14 protein-coding genes, 7 tRNA genes and 1 rRNA gene (1 of these 22 only partly in view) are annotated in these 17910 nt (G+C 42.9%); 19 read left to right on the forward strand and 3 right to left on the reverse strand.

Annotated elements, in window-relative coordinates; genetic code table 11:
- From BLCOC_RS00060 to BLCOC_RS00105, 10 genes are all read left to right on the forward strand, one after another.
- Positions 1-964 (forward strand): 23S ribosomal RNA (locus BLCOC_RS00060); it begins 1920 nt to the left of the window's first position.
- An 82-nt stretch (positions 965-1046) separates the two neighbouring features.
- Positions 1047-1120 (forward strand) — tRNA-Asp (locus BLCOC_RS00065).
- 35 nt (positions 1121-1155) lie between these two features.
- A tRNA-Val gene (locus tag BLCOC_RS00070) sits at positions 1156-1228 on the forward strand.
- Positions 1229-1233: 5 nt separating this feature from the next.
- A tRNA-Tyr gene (locus BLCOC_RS00075) sits at positions 1234-1315 on the forward strand.
- A gap of 34 nt (positions 1316-1349) precedes the next feature.
- Positions 1350-1422, forward strand: a tRNA-Thr gene (locus BLCOC_RS00080).
- Between the two features lie 37 nt (positions 1423-1459).
- Positions 1460-1533: transfer RNA gene (locus BLCOC_RS00085), tRNA-Met, on the forward strand.
- A gap of 12 nt (positions 1534-1545) precedes the next feature.
- A tRNA-Phe gene (locus BLCOC_RS00090) sits at positions 1546-1618 on the forward strand.
- Positions 1619-1657: 39 nt separating this feature from the next.
- Positions 1658-1730 (forward strand) — tRNA-Lys (locus BLCOC_RS00095).
- Between the two features lie 424 nt (positions 1731-2154).
- A complete protein-coding gene (locus BLCOC_RS00100; RefSeq protein ID WP_115623980.1) occupies positions 2155-2721 on the forward strand; it encodes a sigma-70 family RNA polymerase sigma factor in 567 nt (188 codons plus the stop codon).
- The gene (locus tag BLCOC_RS00105; RefSeq protein ID WP_115623981.1) at positions 2711-3748 is read left to right on the forward strand and encodes a DUF4179 domain-containing protein; all 1038 of its coding nucleotides are present in this window, start codon (positions 2711-2713) and stop codon (positions 3746-3748) included. The genes BLCOC_RS00100 and BLCOC_RS00105 overlap by 11 nt, the downstream gene beginning before the upstream one ends.
- Positions 3749-3802: 54 nt before the next feature.
- On the opposite strand, the gene BLCOC_RS00110 is transcribed toward BLCOC_RS00105, so the two are convergent.
- Positions 3803-4576 carry a DUF6062 family protein gene (locus tag BLCOC_RS00110; protein WP_115623982.1) on the reverse strand — a complete coding sequence of 258 codons (774 nt, stop codon included), beginning with the start codon at positions 4574-4576 and terminating at the stop codon, positions 3803-3805.
- 278 nt (positions 4577-4854) lie between these two features.
- Between BLCOC_RS00110 and BLCOC_RS00115 the strand changes: the two genes are divergently transcribed.
- The 9 genes from BLCOC_RS00115 to BLCOC_RS00155 all read left to right on the forward strand — a co-directional run bounded on the left by BLCOC_RS00115 (position 4855) and on the right by BLCOC_RS00155 (position 14331).
- Positions 4855-6216 (forward strand): MATE family efflux transporter, encoded by a 1362-nt coding sequence (locus tag BLCOC_RS00115; protein ID WP_029471003.1) that lies wholly within the window; start codon positions 4855-4857, stop codon positions 6214-6216.
- Between the two features lie 21 nt (positions 6217-6237).
- Positions 6238-6549 (forward strand): hypothetical protein, encoded by a 312-nt coding sequence (locus BLCOC_RS00120; RefSeq protein WP_018596158.1) that lies wholly within the window; start codon positions 6238-6240, stop codon positions 6547-6549.
- Positions 6550-6727: 178 nt separating this feature from the next.
- Positions 6728-8017 (forward strand): O-acetylhomoserine aminocarboxypropyltransferase/cysteine synthase family protein, encoded by a 1290-nt coding sequence (locus BLCOC_RS00125; protein ID WP_029471002.1) that lies wholly within the window; start codon positions 6728-6730, stop codon positions 8015-8017.
- 3 nt (positions 8018-8020) lie between these two features.
- Positions 8021-8584, forward strand: coding sequence for a tRNA 5-(aminomethyl)-2-thiouridylate-methyltransferase MnmM (mnmM, locus tag BLCOC_RS00130; RefSeq protein WP_115623983.1), 564 nt, complete (start codon positions 8021-8023; stop codon positions 8582-8584).
- Positions 8585-8738: 154 nt separating this feature from the next.
- Entirely contained in the window at positions 8739-9617 is an 879-nt protein-coding gene (locus BLCOC_RS00135; RefSeq protein ID WP_115623984.1) for a SpoIID/LytB domain-containing protein, read from the forward strand.
- Positions 9618-9865: 248 nt separating this feature from the next.
- Positions 9866-10675 (forward strand): M23 family metallopeptidase, encoded by an 810-nt coding sequence (locus BLCOC_RS00140; RefSeq protein ID WP_115623985.1) that lies wholly within the window; start codon positions 9866-9868, stop codon positions 10673-10675.
- A gap of 363 nt (positions 10676-11038) precedes the next feature.
- Positions 11039-13192 (forward strand): C40 family peptidase, encoded by a 2154-nt coding sequence (locus BLCOC_RS00145; RefSeq protein WP_029470997.1) that lies wholly within the window; start codon positions 11039-11041, stop codon positions 13190-13192.
- A gap of 321 nt (positions 13193-13513) precedes the next feature.
- Complete coding sequence (locus BLCOC_RS00150; protein WP_018596150.1) at positions 13514-13750, forward strand: GIY-YIG nuclease family protein; 237 nt, start codon at positions 13514-13516, stop codon at positions 13748-13750.
- Between the two features lie 20 nt (positions 13751-13770).
- On the forward strand, positions 13771-14331 hold the full coding sequence (locus BLCOC_RS00155) for a hypothetical protein (protein WP_115623986.1): 561 nt from the start codon (positions 13771-13773) through the stop codon (positions 14329-14331).
- A 48-nt stretch (positions 14332-14379) separates the two neighbouring features.
- Here BLCOC_RS00155 and BLCOC_RS00160 read toward each other — a convergent pair whose 3' ends face one another.
- A complete protein-coding gene (locus BLCOC_RS00160; protein WP_165907278.1) occupies positions 14380-16140 on the reverse strand; it encodes a cache domain-containing sensor histidine kinase in 1761 nt (586 codons plus the stop codon).
- A gap of 61 nt (positions 16141-16201) precedes the next feature.
- On the reverse strand, positions 16202-17755 hold the full coding sequence (locus BLCOC_RS00165; RefSeq protein WP_165907277.1) for a response regulator: 1554 nt from the start codon (positions 17753-17755) through the stop codon (positions 16202-16204).
- Positions 17756-17910: the final 155 nt, after the last annotated feature.

The raw sequence follows: 17910 nt of genomic DNA on the forward strand, positions 1-17910 counted from the left end.
GAAATTCCTTGTCGGGTAAGTTCCGACCCGCACGAAAGGCGTAATGATTTGAGCGCTGTCTCGGCAATGCATCCGGTGAAATTGAAGTACCAGTGAAGATGCTGGTTACCTGCGCCAGGACGGAAAGACCCCATGGAGCTTTACTCCAGTTTGGTACTGGGGTCCGGTATTGCATGTACAGGATAGGTGGGAGGCTAAGAAGTGGTGACGCCAGTTGCCATGGAGCCACTGTTGGGATACCACCCTTGCAGTATTGGGCTTCTAACCAGCCGCCGTTAACCGGCGGTGGGACAATGCCAGGCGGGGAGTTTGACTGGGGCGGTCGCCTCCGAAAGAGTATCGGAGGCGCCCAAAGGTTCCCTCAGAATGGTTGGAAACCATTCGCAGAGTGCAAAGGCAGAAGGGAGCTTGACTGCGACACCGACGGGTGGAGCAAGTACGAAAGTAGGGCTTAGTGATCCGGTGGTATTAAGTGGGAATGCCATCGCTCAACGGATAAAAGCTACCCTGGGGATAACAGGCTTATCACTCCCAAGAGTTCACATCGACGGAGTGGTTTGGCACCTCGATGTCGGCTCATCGCATCCTGGGGCTGTAGTAGGTCCCAAGGGTTGGGCTGTTCGCCCATTAAAGCGGTACGCGAGCTGGGTTCAGAACGTCGTGAGACAGTTCGGTCCCTATCCGGCGTGGGCGTAGGATATTTGAGAGGAGCTGTCCTTAGTACGAGAGGACCGGGATGGACGGGCCGCTGGTGTACCTGTTGCAGTGCCAACTGCATGGCAGGGTAGCCAAGCCTGGAAGGGATAAACGCTGAAGGCATCTAAGCGTGAAGCCCCCCTCAAGATGAGATATCCCATTCATAAAGAAGTAAGACCCCTTGAAGACGACGAGGTGGATAGGGCAGAGGTGGAAGTGCAGCAATGTATGGAGCTGACTGCTACTAATCGGTCGAGGGCTTGACCTGAGCACGAAAGTGCAAACGGCGGGTTTGAAAAAAGGTTTTTGTGTTTTGTATATGCGGTTTTGAAGGTATATACCTTCGTGATGGCCCAGTGGCTCAGTTGGTTAGAGCGCCGCCCTGTCACGGCGGAGGTCGAGAGTTCGAGTCTCTTCTGGGTCGTTATTTTCTTGAAAAAGAAAATAATAAAATATAATGGGATCTTAGCTCAGCTGGGAGAGCATCTGCCTTACAAGCAGAGGGTCATAGGTTCGAGCCCTATAGGTCCCATTTTTGGACGATTTCCCGAGTGGCCAAAGGGGACAGACTGTAAATCTGCTGCAAATTGCTTCGGTGGTTCGAATCCACCATCGTCCATTTAGCTGATAAGATTAGACTTAAAAGTAAATATGCCGATGTGGCTCAATTGGCAGAGCAGCTGATTTGTAATCAGCAGGTTATCGGTTCGAGTCCGATCATCGGCTTTTCAACAATAGTTTATTGTTGTTACAAAATTAATAACGCGGGGTGGAGCAGTCTGGAAGCTCGTCGGGCTCATAACCCGAAGGTCACAGGTTCAAATCCTGTCCCCGCTACTCAAGTTTTACGCCCAGATAGCTCAGTTGGTAGAGCAGAGGACTGAAAATCCTCGTGTCGCTGGTTCGATTCCGGCTCTGGGCATTTTTATTGCCTAAAGTTTGTAGTTTGTAAATAGAATACGGAGCATTAGCTCAGTTGGTAGAGCACTTGACTTTTAATCAAGTTGTCCGGGGTTCGAATCCCCGATGCTTCACTGTGAAACAGTTCAAATTCAGTTATTACTGTATTTGAGCTGTTTTTTTGTTACGGAAGCTATTTGGACATCATGCTCACTGCGCTCGGGAGAAAAAGTACAAAAAATAAGAAGCCATAATCTTGAGGGGGGATAGATTATGGCCTCTTATTTTCATGTCTACTTTTATAAAAATATAAAAAGAAGGAGAGCCGGTATAAGGGAATACCGGCATATGAAAAAGAAAAAGATTTTGAAAAAAAGTCTTATTGGCTTTGTTCAAATACTAATATACATTGTAAATGTGATGAATCTGTGATGAAATAGTAAAAGAAATGTGAAAAAGTTTTTTATTTTTTCTTCATATATGGATAGAAATCCTGTACACAGATACGAAGTATATAGTGTAACGGCCGTTAAAGAAAAAAGAATCGGGTGAAAGCTTATGAGAATAAATGAAGACAACTTTGTAGAGCAGTTAAAGTTCCGGAACGAAAAGGCTCTAGAATATGTGATCGACAATTATGGACGCATTGTAAAATCAGTGATAAAAAAACATCTGTTTTCATTGGAGTATTATCAGGAGGAGTGTATCAATGACGTTTTCCTGGCTGTGTGGGAAAATATAAATTCTTACAGAGCCGAGAAAAGCAGTTTTACAAACTGGATTGCAGGTATCTCCAGATATAAAGCCATAGACTACAAGAGAAAGTATCTGAATAGGGAACAGGCGGAGAATCTGGATGATGTAGTAGCTGGAGAGGAGGACCGAGAGCAGTTGAAACTGATTGAGAAAGAACTGTCTGAAGAGATGGAAGAAATGCTCAGTTGTCTGAATCCTGAGGACAGAGAGTTATTTATGAAGCTTTATGTGGATGAGATGGAACTGGAGGAAGTGAGCCGGCAGACCGGAATGAAAAAAGATGTGATATATAACAGAGTTTCCAGGGGAAAACGGAAAATAAGGAAATTGTTTTCGGGGCAGAAAGGAGAGAACAGTTATGAGCAGTAATATATATGAATTATTAAATGATGTACAGACAGATATGGAGAATTACAAAGCGGAGGAACCTGATGATATAGAGAGAAAGCGCTGGAAGAAAAAAGCTACAAAAGATATTATAGGTAAGGGAAAAAAGAAAAGAAGATGGAAACCTGTTGCCGGTGTCTGTGCCGCTGCAGTGATCCTGGCTGTGGGAGTAGGAAGCGGTCCCCTGCATTACGTTGTTCAGGCTGCTGTAAAATCAATATCTTATGATATTGCTTCCATACTTGGCATTAAAAAGGATCTGGAGCCATATAAAACAGTGATTGGCAAGTCTGTGACATCAAACGGAATAACGATTACTTTGAACGAGGTAATTGTAAATGAAGATGAAATTATAGTATCCAGTACCAAAGAATATGATGAGAAGATCACAGATGAAAATAAACGTTTTATCGGGGTAAATGTATACATCAATGGTAAGTCTGTTTCAGACAGCGCGTCCGGCGGAGAAGAGCAGGTTGGGGATAATACAATAGTATCCGTCTCTGAATGCGATATTAAGGATGTGGACTTAAGTCAGACATTTGATTTTGAGATACAGTATATGGACTATGATAACATGAGTGCTACATGGGAGTTTGAATTTTCAGCTTCAGGGGAGGAACTGGCACAGAGTACCAATACAGTCCAAATAAATAAAACATTTACACTGGACGATGGAACAGAAGTATATCTTGACAAATTTACAGATAATCCTCTTGGACAGAAAATTTATTTTTCTACATCTACAGGCAATTGTGATTATGATCTTGTTTTAAGAGGTACAGACGACTGCGGAAATGCTGTGGAGTTTACACTTTCCAGGTGGAGTAACGGCGTGGGTAGAATGAATATTTCCACCATTGATAACGGAAACCTGAGTGATGATGCCACAGAACTTTATCTGACACCTTATGCAGTGAAATTCCCGGAGCAGAGCGGAAAGCTCAGTAATGATTTTAAACAGGCAGGGGAGGCATTTACCATAGATATCAGACCGCAACAAAAATAACAGGTATGGATAATAAGAAAAAGGGACAGGCGATATTTGCCTGTCCCTTTGGGATTATCTGTCAGCTTTATATGGAGGGTCTGCAGGATAACCGCTGCCTGCCTTCTGCATTCCTCTTTGTATGGCATCCCTGGAGTTTTTCCAGTCTGCATCTTTGTTTCGGTAGTCAAATTTGTCACAGAACCACTCCAGGTCATCTGTGACCCTCTGCATATTATCGATCATGAGTGGAAATAGGATTTCATAAAAAGAAGACTTCTCTTTGTCGGATAAAAGGGATTCTGCGGTCTCTACAAGATCACCAAAGTGAGAGAGACAGAAGCCTTTGCTGTTCTTAAACAAATCTGTAAATTCAGGATTTTTTCTGTACAGCTCAAAAAAGGTATCGAGATAGCGTACATATGTATTTTTATAGTAATCGCAGATATAGCAGTTTTGGCTCTGCTCCTTTACCCAGGAACCAATGTTCGTTTTCGGATTGTCTGAATCCAGTTTGGCTTTTTTAAAATGTCCCAGCATGGAGGCTTTTCCCGGGGAGAACATTTTAATTTGCTGTTTTAGTTCTTCATTTTTCTTCTTAAAATGTGTGGTTAAAATCAGTCCGCAGCCAAGACGGTTGCCGTAGTCAAACATTTTTTTATAATGCTCATGGCAAAAGCCAAGTTTATCTGTCTCTGCACGCACATCGTCCTCCATATAGGAGGCACCGGACCCAAGTACAAAATCCATGGCATGCTGTTCCAGATTTTTTTCAATAAAACAGAAGGGGCATTCATCGTCAGCACGGAATGCGTCCATCAGCGGTATGGTGTATATTTTTTCTTTCATTTTTCTTTCCCCCGGTTTCTTTGCTTGTCTTATATAAGAGTAACATAAAAAAAATAAGAAAGAAAGAGTGCAAAATGGATTTCTATGCGATACAATAGTAACATTGAATCGCTCTTTTAAGATGTTAAATGTGGATATCTTAAAAAAGTGTGGATAACTTACTGAAGAAATGGAATTTCTGTTGAAAATTTGAGACTCTGTTTGGAAGAGGTTGCAGGTTTTTTCATTGTCTGTTAGTATAGAGTTTAGATTCTGAAATTGGGGGATTTAAAGGAAAAATGAAGAGAAATGTAGATTTGCTGGAGGGTCCTATTGCGGGTTCTCTGGCAAAATTAGCCTTTCCTATTATGGGAACATCACTGATACAGATGGCTTACAATTTGGTAGATATGATCTGGATCGGTCGTATCAGCAGCAATGCGGTAGCTGCCATAGGCGCAGCGGGCATGTATATGTGGCTGGCAAACGGTATCACCACCATACCGAGAATGGGAGGACAGGTGACAGTGGGGCAGTCACTGGGGGCTATGGACAAGGATGCAGCCATTGACTATGCCAGAGGTTCTATTCGGATGGGGACACTTCTTGGCATTCTGTATGGAATTATCAGTGTGATTTTTTCAGGCCCGTTGATCGGATTTTTTAAGCTGAACAGTCCTGATGTCATACACGATGCCAAAATGTATCTTATCATTACATGCGGAGCTATTGTGTTTTCTTTTTTGAACCAGGTCTTTACAGGGATACTGGCAGCTATGGGAAATACCATGGCAACTTTCAGAGCCACCACCATTGGTCTTATCATAAATATTGTGCTGGATCCTCTTTTTATATTTGGATTTGGCCCTGTGCCCAGGATGGAGGTAACAGGAGCGGCGATTGCTACTGTGCTTGCCCAGATTATCGTGTTTTTACTGTATCTTGTTACGGTCTGGAATGAGCCGGTTATTTTTAAGCATATTCATTTGATGCAGAAAACGGAAAAGCAGCACGTGCGTGAGATTGTGCGTATTGGATTTCCATCGGCGATACAGGATGCCCTGTTTTCCGGAATCTCCATGGTAATTGCCCGTCTGATCGCCGGGTGGGGTGATGCTGCTGTGGCTGTACAGAAGGTTGGAAGCCAGATAGAATCTATTTCCTGGATGGCTGCAGGAGGCTTCTCAACTGCTGTAAATGCATTTGTGGCCCAGAATTATGGAGCGGGTAAAAAAGAAAGAATTAAAAAGGGATATAAGACAGCTATGGGGATCATGGCTCTTTGGGGAATATTCACCAGTTTTATTCTCATTGCTTTTCCTGAATTTTTCTTCCGTATTTTTATTACAGAGAGCGATGTACTTCCCATGGGGGTTGACTATCTGAGAATTATAGGTATCTCAGAATTTTTCATGTGTATGGAGATCACGACGGCAGGTGCGTTCCAGGGATTTGGAAGAACCATACCTCCGTCTGTGACGGGAATTTTGTTCAATACACTGAGAATTCCGGTTGCCATGCTGTTGTCATCTACGGTTCTCGGACTGAACGGTGTATGGTGGACTTTGAGTCTCTCCTGTGTGCTGAAGGGGCTTGTACTTCCAGTATGGTTTTTGATCGTATTTTTAAAATATTATAAAAGCGGAAGGCAGAAGTTTTAAAAATAAAGAGGGAGGCAGTTTATGGACAGACAGTCTTTGATGATGATCATCATTGCAGGTATGGTAATACTCATGGGGATCTTTATGGCAGTGAAAGGAAAAACTTCTATGGTAAGGGAGCGGTTTTCCAGTGGTGTATCACCTGAGAACGAGAGAAAATTTATGATGACCGTCGGAGGCGGAGTGAGTATTATAGGGCTTGATATGCTGGCGCTTGGGATTTTCGCATGGAAATCTCCTCTGAAACAGTCCCAGATTTTGTTGGTATTGGCTGTAGGTGTTCTGTTGTTTCTGGCAGTTATTATGTATGGGCAGAAAAAGTTCCGTAAATGACAGCCCACAGCAGAGGAAGATCCTGACATATTATAGGGCTCTGAAATTAGCAGTTGGCGGATAAGAAGAATCGTGGTAAAATGAACCACATATAAAAGTTTTGGTATATCATGGATTTTGTACGTAACTGTGATGATACTGGACAGGTACGTATATTTTATGAAAAGGGGAAAGAACAATGGATAAAGAATTTCGTATTGAGACCAAATGTGTGCAGTCCGGATGGAAGCCAAAAAAAGGCGAGCCGAGAATCCTGCCTATTTACCAGAGTACCACATTCAAATATGATACAACAGAAGAGATGGGACGTCTTTTTGATCTGAAGGAGGATGGATATTTCTATACAAGATGCCAGAATCCTACCAATGATGTGGTGGCATCTAAGATCGCAGATTTGGAAGGCGGTGTGGCAGGTGTGCTGACCTCATCAGGGCAGGCAGCTACTTTCTATGCTGTATTTAATATCTGTGAGGCGGGAGACCACGTGATCTGTGCGTCTGCCATTTATGGAGGTACATTGAACCTCCTTGGTGTGACAGCAAAGAAAATGGGAATCGAATGTACTTTTGTGGATGCGGATGCTCCCTCAGAGGAACTGGAAAAGGCATTTAAGCCAAACACCAAGGCTGTTTTTGCTGAGACTATTGCAAATCCGGCTCTTGTTGTGCTTGATATAGAAAAATTTGCAGGATTGGCACATGCACATGGTGTGCCCCTGATCGTAGATAACACATTTGCAACACCCGTCAATTGCCGTCCATTTGAGTGGGGTGCAGATATTGTGACGCATTCCACAACAAAATATATGGATGGACACGCAATGCAGGTAGGTGGAGCAATTGTGGACAGCGGGAATTTTGACTGGGATGCCTATGGAGAAAAGTTCCATGGACTTACAAGGCCTGATGAATCCTATCACGGAGTGATATATACAAAACAGTTCGGCAAAGCAGCATATATTATGAAAATAAATGCACAGCTTATGCGTGACCTGGGTTCCATTCCATCTCCTACAAACTGTTTTATGCTGAATGCCAGCCTGGAGTCTTTGGCACTGCGTGTAGAGCGTCATTGCTATAATGCCCAGAAGGTAGCAGAATTCCTCAATGAGCACCCGTTGGTGGGACATGTAAATTATGCAGGACTCCCAGGAGATAAATATCATGAACTGGCTAAGAAATATATGCCAAAGGGTACCTGCGGCGTTATTTCCTTTGAGTTGAAAGACGGCAGGGAAGCAGCAGTGAAATTTATGGACAGTCTGAAGCTGGCAGCTATTGTGACCCATGTGGCAGATGCAAGGACCAGCGTGCTTCATCCTGCAAGCCATACACACAGGCAGTTGAATGACGAACAGCTTGTGGCAGCAGGTGTCTCTCCCGGGATGATTCGTCTGTCTGTTGGCATCGAGAATGTTGATGACATTATCGAGGATCTGGCACAGGCTCTGGAAGCCAGTACGAAGTAAGAGATGAAATCTTATCAGATTACAGAGTGGTGTCAGGAGAGCTTTAAAATCTATGCGAAGTCCGGCGGTATATACATAGATGCCACTATGGGAAATGGCAATGATACACTTTTTCTGTGCCGTATGGCAGGCAGGACAGGGTATGTGAAGGCTTTTGATATTCAGCGTCAGGCACTTGAAGCCACAGAGAAACTTCTCCAGGAAAACGGTGTGGGAGAGCGGGCTGAATTGTTTCTGGACAGTCATACAAATATGGGCCTGTATCAGCAGGAGGAGACTGTTGACGGCATATTCTTTAATTTTGGTTATTTGCCCGGGGGTGATCATTCTCTGGCAACCAAGCCTGAAAACAGTATGAAAGCTGTTCTGACCGGTCTGGGACTTCTCAAAAAAGGCGGTGTCATGAGTCTGTGTATATACAGCGGAGGCCATACTGGTTTTGAGGAGAGGGACAAAATTCTGGAAATGCTGAAAAATCTGGACAGCAGGAAATATGTTGTCATTTTGAGTTCATACTATAACAGACAAAATAATCCTCCTATACCGGTGCTTATAATAAAAAAATAGAATTTTTATCAGGGAATGCATATTGCGAAAGGTAATTGCATTCCCTGATTTTATGTATTTGCTGTTCTGAAGCCGAAAGGATGAATAGTAACAAAGGGCATGGGACGAGAATGCCGATTCATATAATAAAAGAAAGAAATTAGCCGGGTTTTGTATGAAAGCAGGAAAAGGTCCGGGTATTTCCGGGATTATCATGTTGTTTTTACTGCCGTATCTTTTGACTGTTATTATATGCGGAAGAAAGGCATGCCCTGTATCCAGAGAATCAGATATGGAGGATTATATTCCCGCTGTGACGGCATCTCAGATATCCTGGGATGCTCCCAGTGAAGCCATAAAGGCGCAGACGGTCATTGCCAGAAATAATCTCTATCTGGAGTGGAAAAAGGGAACTGCGGCAAAGACCATTCAGAATGCCTCTCAGGCCCTGAAGAGAAGGAAAATGGATGATCTGTTCTTGGAACAGTTTCAAAAATTCCAGGACGCGGCAGCCGATACCAGAGACCAGGTACTTATGAAAGACGGAAATATAGTAGAACTTCCTTATCATGAACTGAGTCAGGGAAAGACCAGGGAGGCTGGAGAGGTTCTTGGGGAAACATTTTCATACGTTCCTTCTGTGGAAACACCGGAAGATATTAACAGCCCTTCTTACATACAGGGATGTTATTTTTCTCTGGAGGAGCTAAAAAAACAGATTCGGAAGACATATCCCGGATTTACTATTGGGAGTATAGAAGAAATAGAGATAAAAAATACTGACAGTGCAGGTTATGTACTGGAAATCAATGTAGGAAATCAGGAATTCCAGGGGGAAAAACTGAAAGACATCCTGGATCTTCCATCTTCCTGTTTTACGGTTCAGACGTTGGAAAACGAAGTGAGATTTCTGTGTAAAGGGATAGGACACGGAGTGGGGCTGAGTCAGTATACAGCGGAAAAGATGGCTGCTAAGAAAAAAAAGTATGAGGAAATCCTGAATTATTTTTACCCTGACTTAAAACTGGAGGAGATACAAAGGCAGAAAAAATAAAAAGCAGAAAAGATGCCGCGCGGAGATATAAAAATATGTATAAGTTCACATATTCTGGCAATCCTATAAGAGAAAACAAATGGGTAACTGTTCAGTACCTTCACAGTTTACTGGATAGTTATACAAAAGGTTACTATATACAGCCACTGTCCGGAGAAAAGGTTTCCGATCCAATGACAGGGTTTTTAAGGCTGTATGCTGTAACAAAAAAAGGGGCGGATGCTCCACTATAGGTTGAGGTGAAGAATATGAGTAAAAGAAACAAAATCCGCGTGGCTCTCAGTAGTTTTTTAGTGCTGGCCATAGTAGTAACATGTGTGGCTGTATATCAGTCCGGGAGTAAGAGCACACCGAATGAAAAGGAACTTGTCAAGAATGAGGAGAATACTTCTGACGAGGCAATGACAACAGAAGAAAAACCTGAGGAGGAATCCCAGGATGCGAACACCACTCAGGTTGAAGGTACAAGAGAAGTGCCGGAAGAGGCAGATACACAGGCAGAAGCAGTTCAGGAGCCTGCAGCAGAGGAGAATGCGTCTGCTGATGCTTCCGCTGCAGAGAATGCGCAGCCGGAGGCAGATACACAGAATGCATCTGCGGAGGTGGACAACCAGGCAGAAGTGGCAACTGCACCGGATGTTAATTTCACAGAAAGCTCTCTTATGGAGTGGCCGGTAAGCGGACAGGTTGTCATTGACTATGATATGGAACACACAGTATATTTTCCTACTCTGAACGAATATAAATACAGCCCGGCAATTGCAATCTCCTCAGAGGTAGATACACCGGTTGCCTCTGTTGCAAACGGTCAGATAGTCTCTGTTGAAGAAAGCGTTGAGACAGGCACAACAGTAACCGTTGACCTGGGTAATGGATATCAGGCAGTTTACGGCCAGTTAAAAGATGTGGCATTCCAGCCGGAACAGTATGTAGAGGCAGGCGCAACACTCGGTTATGTGAATGAGCCTACGAAATACTATACAAAAGAAGGTGCAAACCTTTACTTTGAACTGAAGAAGGACGGAAGCCCGCTGGATCCTATCCAGTACCTGCCATAACTGTAAAAGGGCTGTACGTAAATAAACAGACAACGTAAATAGACAGATAAAATAAAGATAAAATACAGGGGTTCCACGATTGACGAGAATCGGGGAACCCCTATATTATAAAAAAATATTTCAATTACATATAAATAAATGAAAATAAATGATTATGTAATGCTTTGTGAAACCTCTAAAGTGTTATATTTTAATATAGGAAAAGAAAATTTGTATACAATGTAAATTTTTTATTAGTTTGTTTGAATTTTTAGTGAATTTTTATTTTGCTGTTGACATTGGAAAAGAATGGTGGGAAAATACAAAGTATAAGGAATTTTATGCTTTTTTGCAGCAGGAATAAGACGGAATGGAAGGAGTTCTATGCATTTAAAAAGATTGAGCAGAGTTGTGGCAGTAACAGTGGTGCTGACAATGGTTACACCATCCGCTGTTTTAGCCAGCGATATGACAAAGGTTGGAACAAATAAAATAGAAACGCCTGAGGATGTGGAGACTGCAAGTATAAAGAACCAGGAAAATACTGAAAACCTTACAGACACCACAAATCCCGAGAACCCAGATAATCCAAATCCGGAGAATCCTGAAAATCCAAACCCGGATAATCCGAACCCGGATAATCCAAATCCAGATAATCCGAACCCGGATAATCCAAATCCGGATAACCCGAACCCGGATAATCCAAATCCGGATAACCCGAACCCGGACAATCCGAACCCGGATAATCCAAATCCGGATAACCCGAACCCGGACAATCCGAACCCGGATAATCCAAATCCAGATAATCCGAACCCGGATAACCCGAATCCAGATAACCCGAATCCGGATAATCCGAACCCGGAGGATCCAGATCCCGAAAACCCAGAAAATCCAGACCCGGAAACCCCGGATACTCCTGAGACCCCGGCAGAGCCTGAACAGCCTGTAGTTGAAACTCCAGCAGAACCTGAGGCACCGGCAGAAGAACCGGCACAGGATGCGGAGGCAAGCGATAATTTAATAGACAGCCAGCAGACTTTTGTAATGCCGGATATCAAAGAAAATTTCCGTTTCCGTACAATCCGTAAGGTTTATGCGTTCGCTTTGGAGAATCTGAATGTATATGAGGAAAAATCCGAGCAGGCAAGGGTGATAGGAACACTTGATAAAGATGGTGTGTGCTACCTTCTCAGCAATGATGGATTAAAACTGCATCTGGGAACTGAAGAGGAAGAACAGGATATTGATACAGACGATGGAACATGGGTATACATAGAATCCGGAACAGTAAGAGGATTTGTGCTTAAGTCAAAGCTGTTGACAGGTGATGAAGCACAGAAAATAGCAGACGCAAAAGCAAAAGAAAAACAGGAAGCCGAAGAGAAAAATAAAACAGCTGAAAAGAAAATAACTGTTGAAGAGTTTAAAGAAGCAAATGAATTAATTTCACCGCTGGAAAATAAAGCATTCCTTTATACAAAGACGACTGTAAGATCTACAGTTGTTTCAAAAGATTACGCAGTATGCAAATCTTTGCTTGGAACCATTCATGAATCACAGAGCGATAAGAGCCGCGTCATTGGAAATCTGAATCTGGATAATATATGTTACATACTTGCTGACAAAGACAAGGATTGGGTATATGTAGAGTCTGGTGATGTGAGAGGATTTATTAAAAAGAATGCTCTTTACCTTGACGAGGAAGCGAACAAATTTATAGAAGAACACGGGGAAGAGAATCTGGAGACAGCTTCAGAGCTTATCAAACCGGAAGAGAATAGTGCTTGTTACTATACCATCACATCCACAAAGGGCGGAGTTCCCGGTGGCGCGCTGAGACAGTCTATTCTGGAATTTGCGTCCCAGTTTGTTGGAAATCCTTATGTCTGGGGCGGTACCAGCCTGACAGACGGTGCGGACTGCTCCGGTTTTGTTCAGAGTATATACGCACAGTATGGTTATGACCTTCCGAGAGTTGCGGAGGACCAGGCTTACTACGGTACTCAGATACCGGTTGATGAAGCGCAGCCCGGCGATCTCATATTCTATTCAAACGGAAGCGAGATTTATCATGTTGTCATGTATGCAGGCGATGGCAAGACCGTAGAGGCAGCTAACAGCCGTGCGGGAATCATAGTAGGAAATGTAAACACTGCAAATGCCGTATGGGCTACCAGAGTTCTGGATGACACCTACGGATTCTACGGAAGTGATATTGGTGAGATCAATGCATCTTCAGACCAGTACGGAGAGTGCTTAGGCACCTATAAGATCACTCATTACTGCGGTGGTGCCTGCTGTAATGACCAGTGGGCAGGCGTGACTTCCACGGGAGCACCTCTGGTGGAGGGGGATACCATTGCAGTTGACCCCACAATTATCCCTTATGGAACAAAGGTTATCATCAATGGACATATCTTTACCGCATCTGACTGCGGCGGTGCTATTAAAGGCAACCACATAGATGTATTTGTCAATGATCATAATCGCGGAAATAATTTAGGTGTATATTTCACTAATGTATATCTTTTAAAATAGCATAACTGATAAGTATCTTTATAGTTACGAAACAACAGCACATCTGAATTTCTTTTGCAGGGACCGCATTTAGCGGTCCCTGTATTCACATTTATGAGACTTTAGAGTATAATAAACTATGCGGAACAAGAAAATCCGCAGCCGATCAAATTTTTACAGGATTTATTTTAGAACAGTGTGTCACTGTTCCTCTGCGGAATTATCCGAATTTCCGCACATGGGAAAAATACTTTTTTTATCGGCAGCTTTGGAATAGAGGGTGCCGTATTTGCCATTGGCAGGTGCGGTGCCATTACATAGAAGGCAGGTCAGGGATTTATCATGAATTATACTTATATCCTGAAATGCGGCGACGGCAGTCTGTACACCGGGTGGACCAATGACCTGGAAAAACGTATCAAGTGCCACAACGCCGGAAAAGGGGCAAAATACACAAAATCCAGACTTCCTGTGGAGCTGGCCTATTATGAGTCATTTGTGACAAAAGAGGAGGCCATGCGGAGGGAGTGGGAGATAAAGCGGCTTTCGAGGAAGGACAAGCTCAAATTGTTGACATGAAGTTCACAGGAGGAAAGAGAATGGGAGATGGAGAGCGCGGTTGGTATTCCAGGGGAGCAGTTGTCTTTAATCAAATTTTAGGAGCTTTGGAGGTGGCAGGAGGTTTTGCTGCGGCCTTTATCTTTGGCGGAACAGCTATACACAGCACGGGGGATGGGCAGACCGAGACAGATACAGTGGTAATTCTGTACATATTGGCTGTCATAGCAGCAGTTATTCTCATAAATGGAGCTTTCAGATTCCGGTTGATCCATGAAATGAGAGAGTATATACCGATTCTTTCCTCTGACCCGGAGGGGTCTGTGAAGAATCTGTCTTTGCGTATGGGCATTCCGGAGGATGCGGCGGCAAAAAGACTGAGGAAAATGCTGAGAAAAGGATATATAAAAGGAGCTTACTATGATGCCTCATCCGGGAAATTTATTTTTCTGAATAAGAGGGTTATCTACAGGCAGGATATGAGCAGTGTTGGAAGCAGTTCTATTGTCACGGTGGAATGTGAAAACTGCGGGGTTTTGAATAAAGTCAGCAGAGGAGGCGTCAAGAGATGTGATTTCTGCGGGGAAAAGATTAAGGGGTGAAGAAAGGCAGCGGGATACCGCTGCCTTATGTAGATTTCCGGTCCCTTATTATAATTCCTGATATGGGATTCGTATCCGGACACAGGTTCTGATTCCATATTCACTTGTCACGCTGAGGCCATAGGATTCCCCGTAATACATTTTGATACGCTGATGTACATTTTTCATGCCAAGTCCCCCATTTTTTCTTGTATCTTCCGGAGATATGAAATCAAGATCCAGATTTTCAAGGGATAGTTTAGAAAATCCTATGCCGTTGTCAATAATGTCTATAATGACATCCTCCTGCTCCCAGGTGCCTTTTATAATGATTTGCCCGTTTCCCGCTTTTTGCTCCAGTCCATGAACAATGGAATTTTCTATGAGGGGCTGAATGAGCAGTTTTGGGATTTTTGCACGGTAAAGTTCGGGAGGTATATCAATCTGAACGTCCAGCTTGTCATTGTACCGGAATTTTTGTATGGTCAGGTAGCAATGGATATTTTCCAGTTCCTTTTCTATAGTGATAAATTCAGGACCGCTTATATTACACCGCATAAAATCCCCAAGTGCCTTAACCATCACAACAATCTCTTTATTTCCATTCATGTATGCGATCCATTTTATAGACTCCAGGGTGTTATAGATAAAGTGCGGGTTGATCTGCATCCGGAGAGAGTTCAATTCTGTCTTCTGCAGCAGGATCTGCTGTTGATTTGTGGTCTGTATTAAATTTTGGACTTCTTTTACCATATCAATGAAATAGTCATATAAGATTCCAATATCATTTTGATAATACGCAGGCTTGTATACATTAAAATCACCTTTGCCCACGGACTTCATCATCTGACATAGTTTATCCAATGGGATGAATAACTGTTTTGTAACGGCTATGGAGATAAAAATAGCCGCTATTATCATGGCAAGGGCGATCACAATGACGCAGCCTCTGAGCCAGATGATTTCTTTCTCATAGGAAATATTGGGGATCGTACTTACAAGCCTCCATTCTGAGTCGGGTATGATGCAGGAAGTCAGCCATTCCTGGGAGTCGTCTAATTTCCTGCTTATGGTATCCTCTGTAAGCAGATCAAAAGAGGGATATACTTTTCCGATTTCTCCTGCTTGGTTGCTGGATAGGATAGTTCCTTTGTCGTCTACAATACAGAGGCGGCCATCTTTAAAATATTCTTTTTGTTCCAGAATATCAGTCAGCAATTTATCGTCAAAGCGGACTAAAAAGTAGCCGATGATTTTTTGGACACCCAGGTCATTGATAGTTCGTCCTGCTATGATCATAGGGGTATGTTCCCTTTCAAGAGTCAGCCAGCTCAGGCTCCCCTGCTGACTGTAGAGTGTATCGAGAATAGGGGAGGAGGAAGTGAATTCCGGATAAGGCTGAGAGATCCAGGCAGACTGTCCGCTGCTGGTCAATATAGTCATTTCTTTTAGGGATTCATTGGCTACAGTCATATTAATCAGTTCTTTTTCCAGAATTTTTTTCTCATATAAGAAACTGTTTCCCTTTGCATGGTTCATTTTATTTATCTGGGACTGGATGGTTTCGTTATAGCATATGTAGGTTGTCAGACTGTCTACCTCTTTTAATTTCGTATGTATATTGGCACTGATCTCGTTTAAAATATCAATACAGTATTTGGAGGTCTTATCACTGATGATCTGCTCAGAGAGTGTATAACTGATCCCTGTTATGGCAAGGGTGGAAACCGTGATCAAAAGAATCAGCAGAGCTGCGACCAGATGCTGCACAGAAATCCGGTAAATACAGTCACGGAATGATTTCAGTAATTTTGATATTTTATATCTCATAGGTTTCTCCATCTAAAGTCTTTTTTATGGGCATTCTTGTAACGGTTTGGCCTTCTCACAGCTATATGTTCTTTTTCTTTACTGTTTTCCTATATTCTCTCGGTGTCATTTTATAACGTGTCTTAAACACTTGTCCAAAATATCTGAAATCGCGGAAACCTGTCCGGCAGGATACTTCACTGATAGACAAGTCCATATCGCATAATAGTGAACAGGCTTTTTCAAGGCGGATGTTTGTTAAGATCTGGCTGAAGGGAAGTCCGTATTCTTTTTTTAATATACGGGCCAGATAGTCCGCGTTTACATGGATATCCAGGGCAGCTTTGGATATGCTGATATCTTCTGTATAGTGTGCCTCAATGTATGTTAAACAGTCTTTTACGATATGATGATAAGAGGTATCTGAGGTACCGTTCAGATCATCAATGCAGTGGGTGAGTATCTGCAGGGTCTGATCTATCAGAGCAGACAGGGAATCCGCCTGATTAATGGATAAAAGCTGCTCTGCTTTCAGTCCTGAAAATGCTTCATTTTTCTTTTGTGCCACCAGGCCGGAGGCAAGAAGGCACAGATCGATCATAGTAAGACGGATTTTTGAGGCAGTGTTCCATGAAGCTCTGTACAGCTCTGTCAGTTCCGACATGGATTCCCGGATAAGGGTGTAATTACGCTGTTCAAGCTGTGAAAGGATTTTCTGGCAGACAGGCCCGCTGTCTGCCTGGTTTAACAGGCCGGAGACAGAGCCATAGGAGATAAAAGTTGTTTCAGCATGGGAAAAAAATAAACCCGAGGACTCCATGGCAGTCCTGTAAGCTTCTGATATCTCCTGGCAGGACGAAGTCTCCTTTCCAAGTCCGATTGAAATGGTACAGTTATGCTCATGAAGGAGTGTTTCCTGCATGGAACAGAGCCAGGCGGACACACGGTCTGTTGTATCGGGAATAGATCCACAGCTTTTTATTAGGAGAACAAATTTATTATTTGCAGGGAAAAAGTATACAAAAGAAAAGCAGGGGTCATCCTGGCCTTTTAAAAACGATTCTATTTTACCTGTATCCCCGGCACTGCAGATCCCCTGGGCAGCCAGATACAGGCCGCTCTTGAAAAAATCAGAGTCTTTTAATGTCAGGAGTTCGTGATTGGTGACATTTTGATTGGTATAGATTTGCAGAAGGGTGTTCTGCAGTGTCTGTTTTTGGATTTCAGAAATAGTATCTTGGTTTATCTGCTTATATTGAGTCTCTTCTTCTATTTTTTTTGCCAGTTTTCCTATTATCTCCAGGACTTCATCGGGATCGCAGGGTTTTAATATATAATCATAGACATGAAGAGAAATAGCCTCCTTTGCATAATTAAAGTTGTTATGTCCGGTTAACAGTACGCTCTGGATAGAAGGGTTTAACAAATTGGCGGCACGGATCAGTTCAAGTCCGTTGATATCCGGCATCTGTATGTCAGTAAACAGAATCTGAATGTCCTTTTGTTTTATTATTTCCAGTGCCTCCATGCCGCTGGAGGCAGTGCCGGCCAGACAGACACCAGCTTTTTCCCAAGGAATAAAAGAAAGTCCTCTTCTCATTACTATTTCATCATCTACAATAAGCATATTTATCATGTGTTCACCTCTGCACAAGCGCATTTTGTCTGAAAGATAATTAATTACCGACGTATGTTTATTATATGATTAAAAATAACAAAAAACAACACCGGAAATGGTCAAAAAGTATAATATAAGTGGGAAAATACAGGGAAAAATAAAATAAATGTGAA

Origin of the sequence: Blautia coccoides (assembly GCF_034355335.1) — a bacterium.
Classification (GTDB): Bacteria; Bacillota; Clostridia; order Lachnospirales; family Lachnospiraceae; genus Blautia; species Blautia producta.

What these genes read in the sequence shown, in the direction of transcription:
- BLCOC_RS00150 (WP_018596150.1), top strand. Translation starts at nt 13,514, where the DNA reads ATGAATTATACTTATATCCTGAAATGCGGCGACGGCAGTCTGTACACC.
- BLCOC_RS00165 (WP_165907277.1), bottom strand. Translation starts at nt 17,755, where the DNA reads ATGATAAATATGCTTATTGTAGATGATGAAATAGTAATGAGAAGAGGA.
- BLCOC_RS00160 (WP_165907278.1), bottom strand. Translation starts at nt 16,140, where the DNA reads ATGAGATATAAAATATCAAAATTACTGAAATCATTCCGTGACTGTATT.
- BLCOC_RS00115 (WP_029471003.1), top strand. Translation starts at nt 4,855, where the DNA reads ATGAAGAGAAATGTAGATTTGCTGGAGGGTCCTATTGCGGGTTCTCTG.
- BLCOC_RS00100 (WP_115623980.1), top strand. Translation starts at nt 2,155, where the DNA reads ATGAGAATAAATGAAGACAACTTTGTAGAGCAGTTAAAGTTCCGGAAC.
- BLCOC_RS00125 (WP_029471002.1), top strand. Translation starts at nt 6,728, where the DNA reads ATGGATAAAGAATTTCGTATTGAGACCAAATGTGTGCAGTCCGGATGG.
- BLCOC_RS00120 (WP_018596158.1), top strand. Translation starts at nt 6,238, where the DNA reads ATGGACAGACAGTCTTTGATGATGATCATCATTGCAGGTATGGTAATA.
- BLCOC_RS00110 (WP_115623982.1), bottom strand. Translation starts at nt 4,576, where the DNA reads ATGAAAGAAAAAATATACACCATACCGCTGATGGACGCATTCCGTGCT.
- BLCOC_RS00135 (WP_115623984.1), top strand. Translation starts at nt 8,739, where the DNA reads ATGAAAGCAGGAAAAGGTCCGGGTATTTCCGGGATTATCATGTTGTTT.
- BLCOC_RS00105 (WP_115623981.1), top strand. Translation starts at nt 2,711, where the DNA reads ATGAGCAGTAATATATATGAATTATTAAATGATGTACAGACAGATATG.
- BLCOC_RS00145 (WP_029470997.1), top strand. Translation starts at nt 11,039, where the DNA reads ATGCATTTAAAAAGATTGAGCAGAGTTGTGGCAGTAACAGTGGTGCTG.
- mnmM (WP_115623983.1), top strand. Translation starts at nt 8,021, where the DNA reads ATGAAATCTTATCAGATTACAGAGTGGTGTCAGGAGAGCTTTAAAATC.
- BLCOC_RS00140 (WP_115623985.1), top strand. Translation starts at nt 9,866, where the DNA reads ATGAGTAAAAGAAACAAAATCCGCGTGGCTCTCAGTAGTTTTTTAGTG.
- BLCOC_RS00155 (WP_115623986.1), top strand. Translation starts at nt 13,771, where the DNA reads ATGGGAGATGGAGAGCGCGGTTGGTATTCCAGGGGAGCAGTTGTCTTT.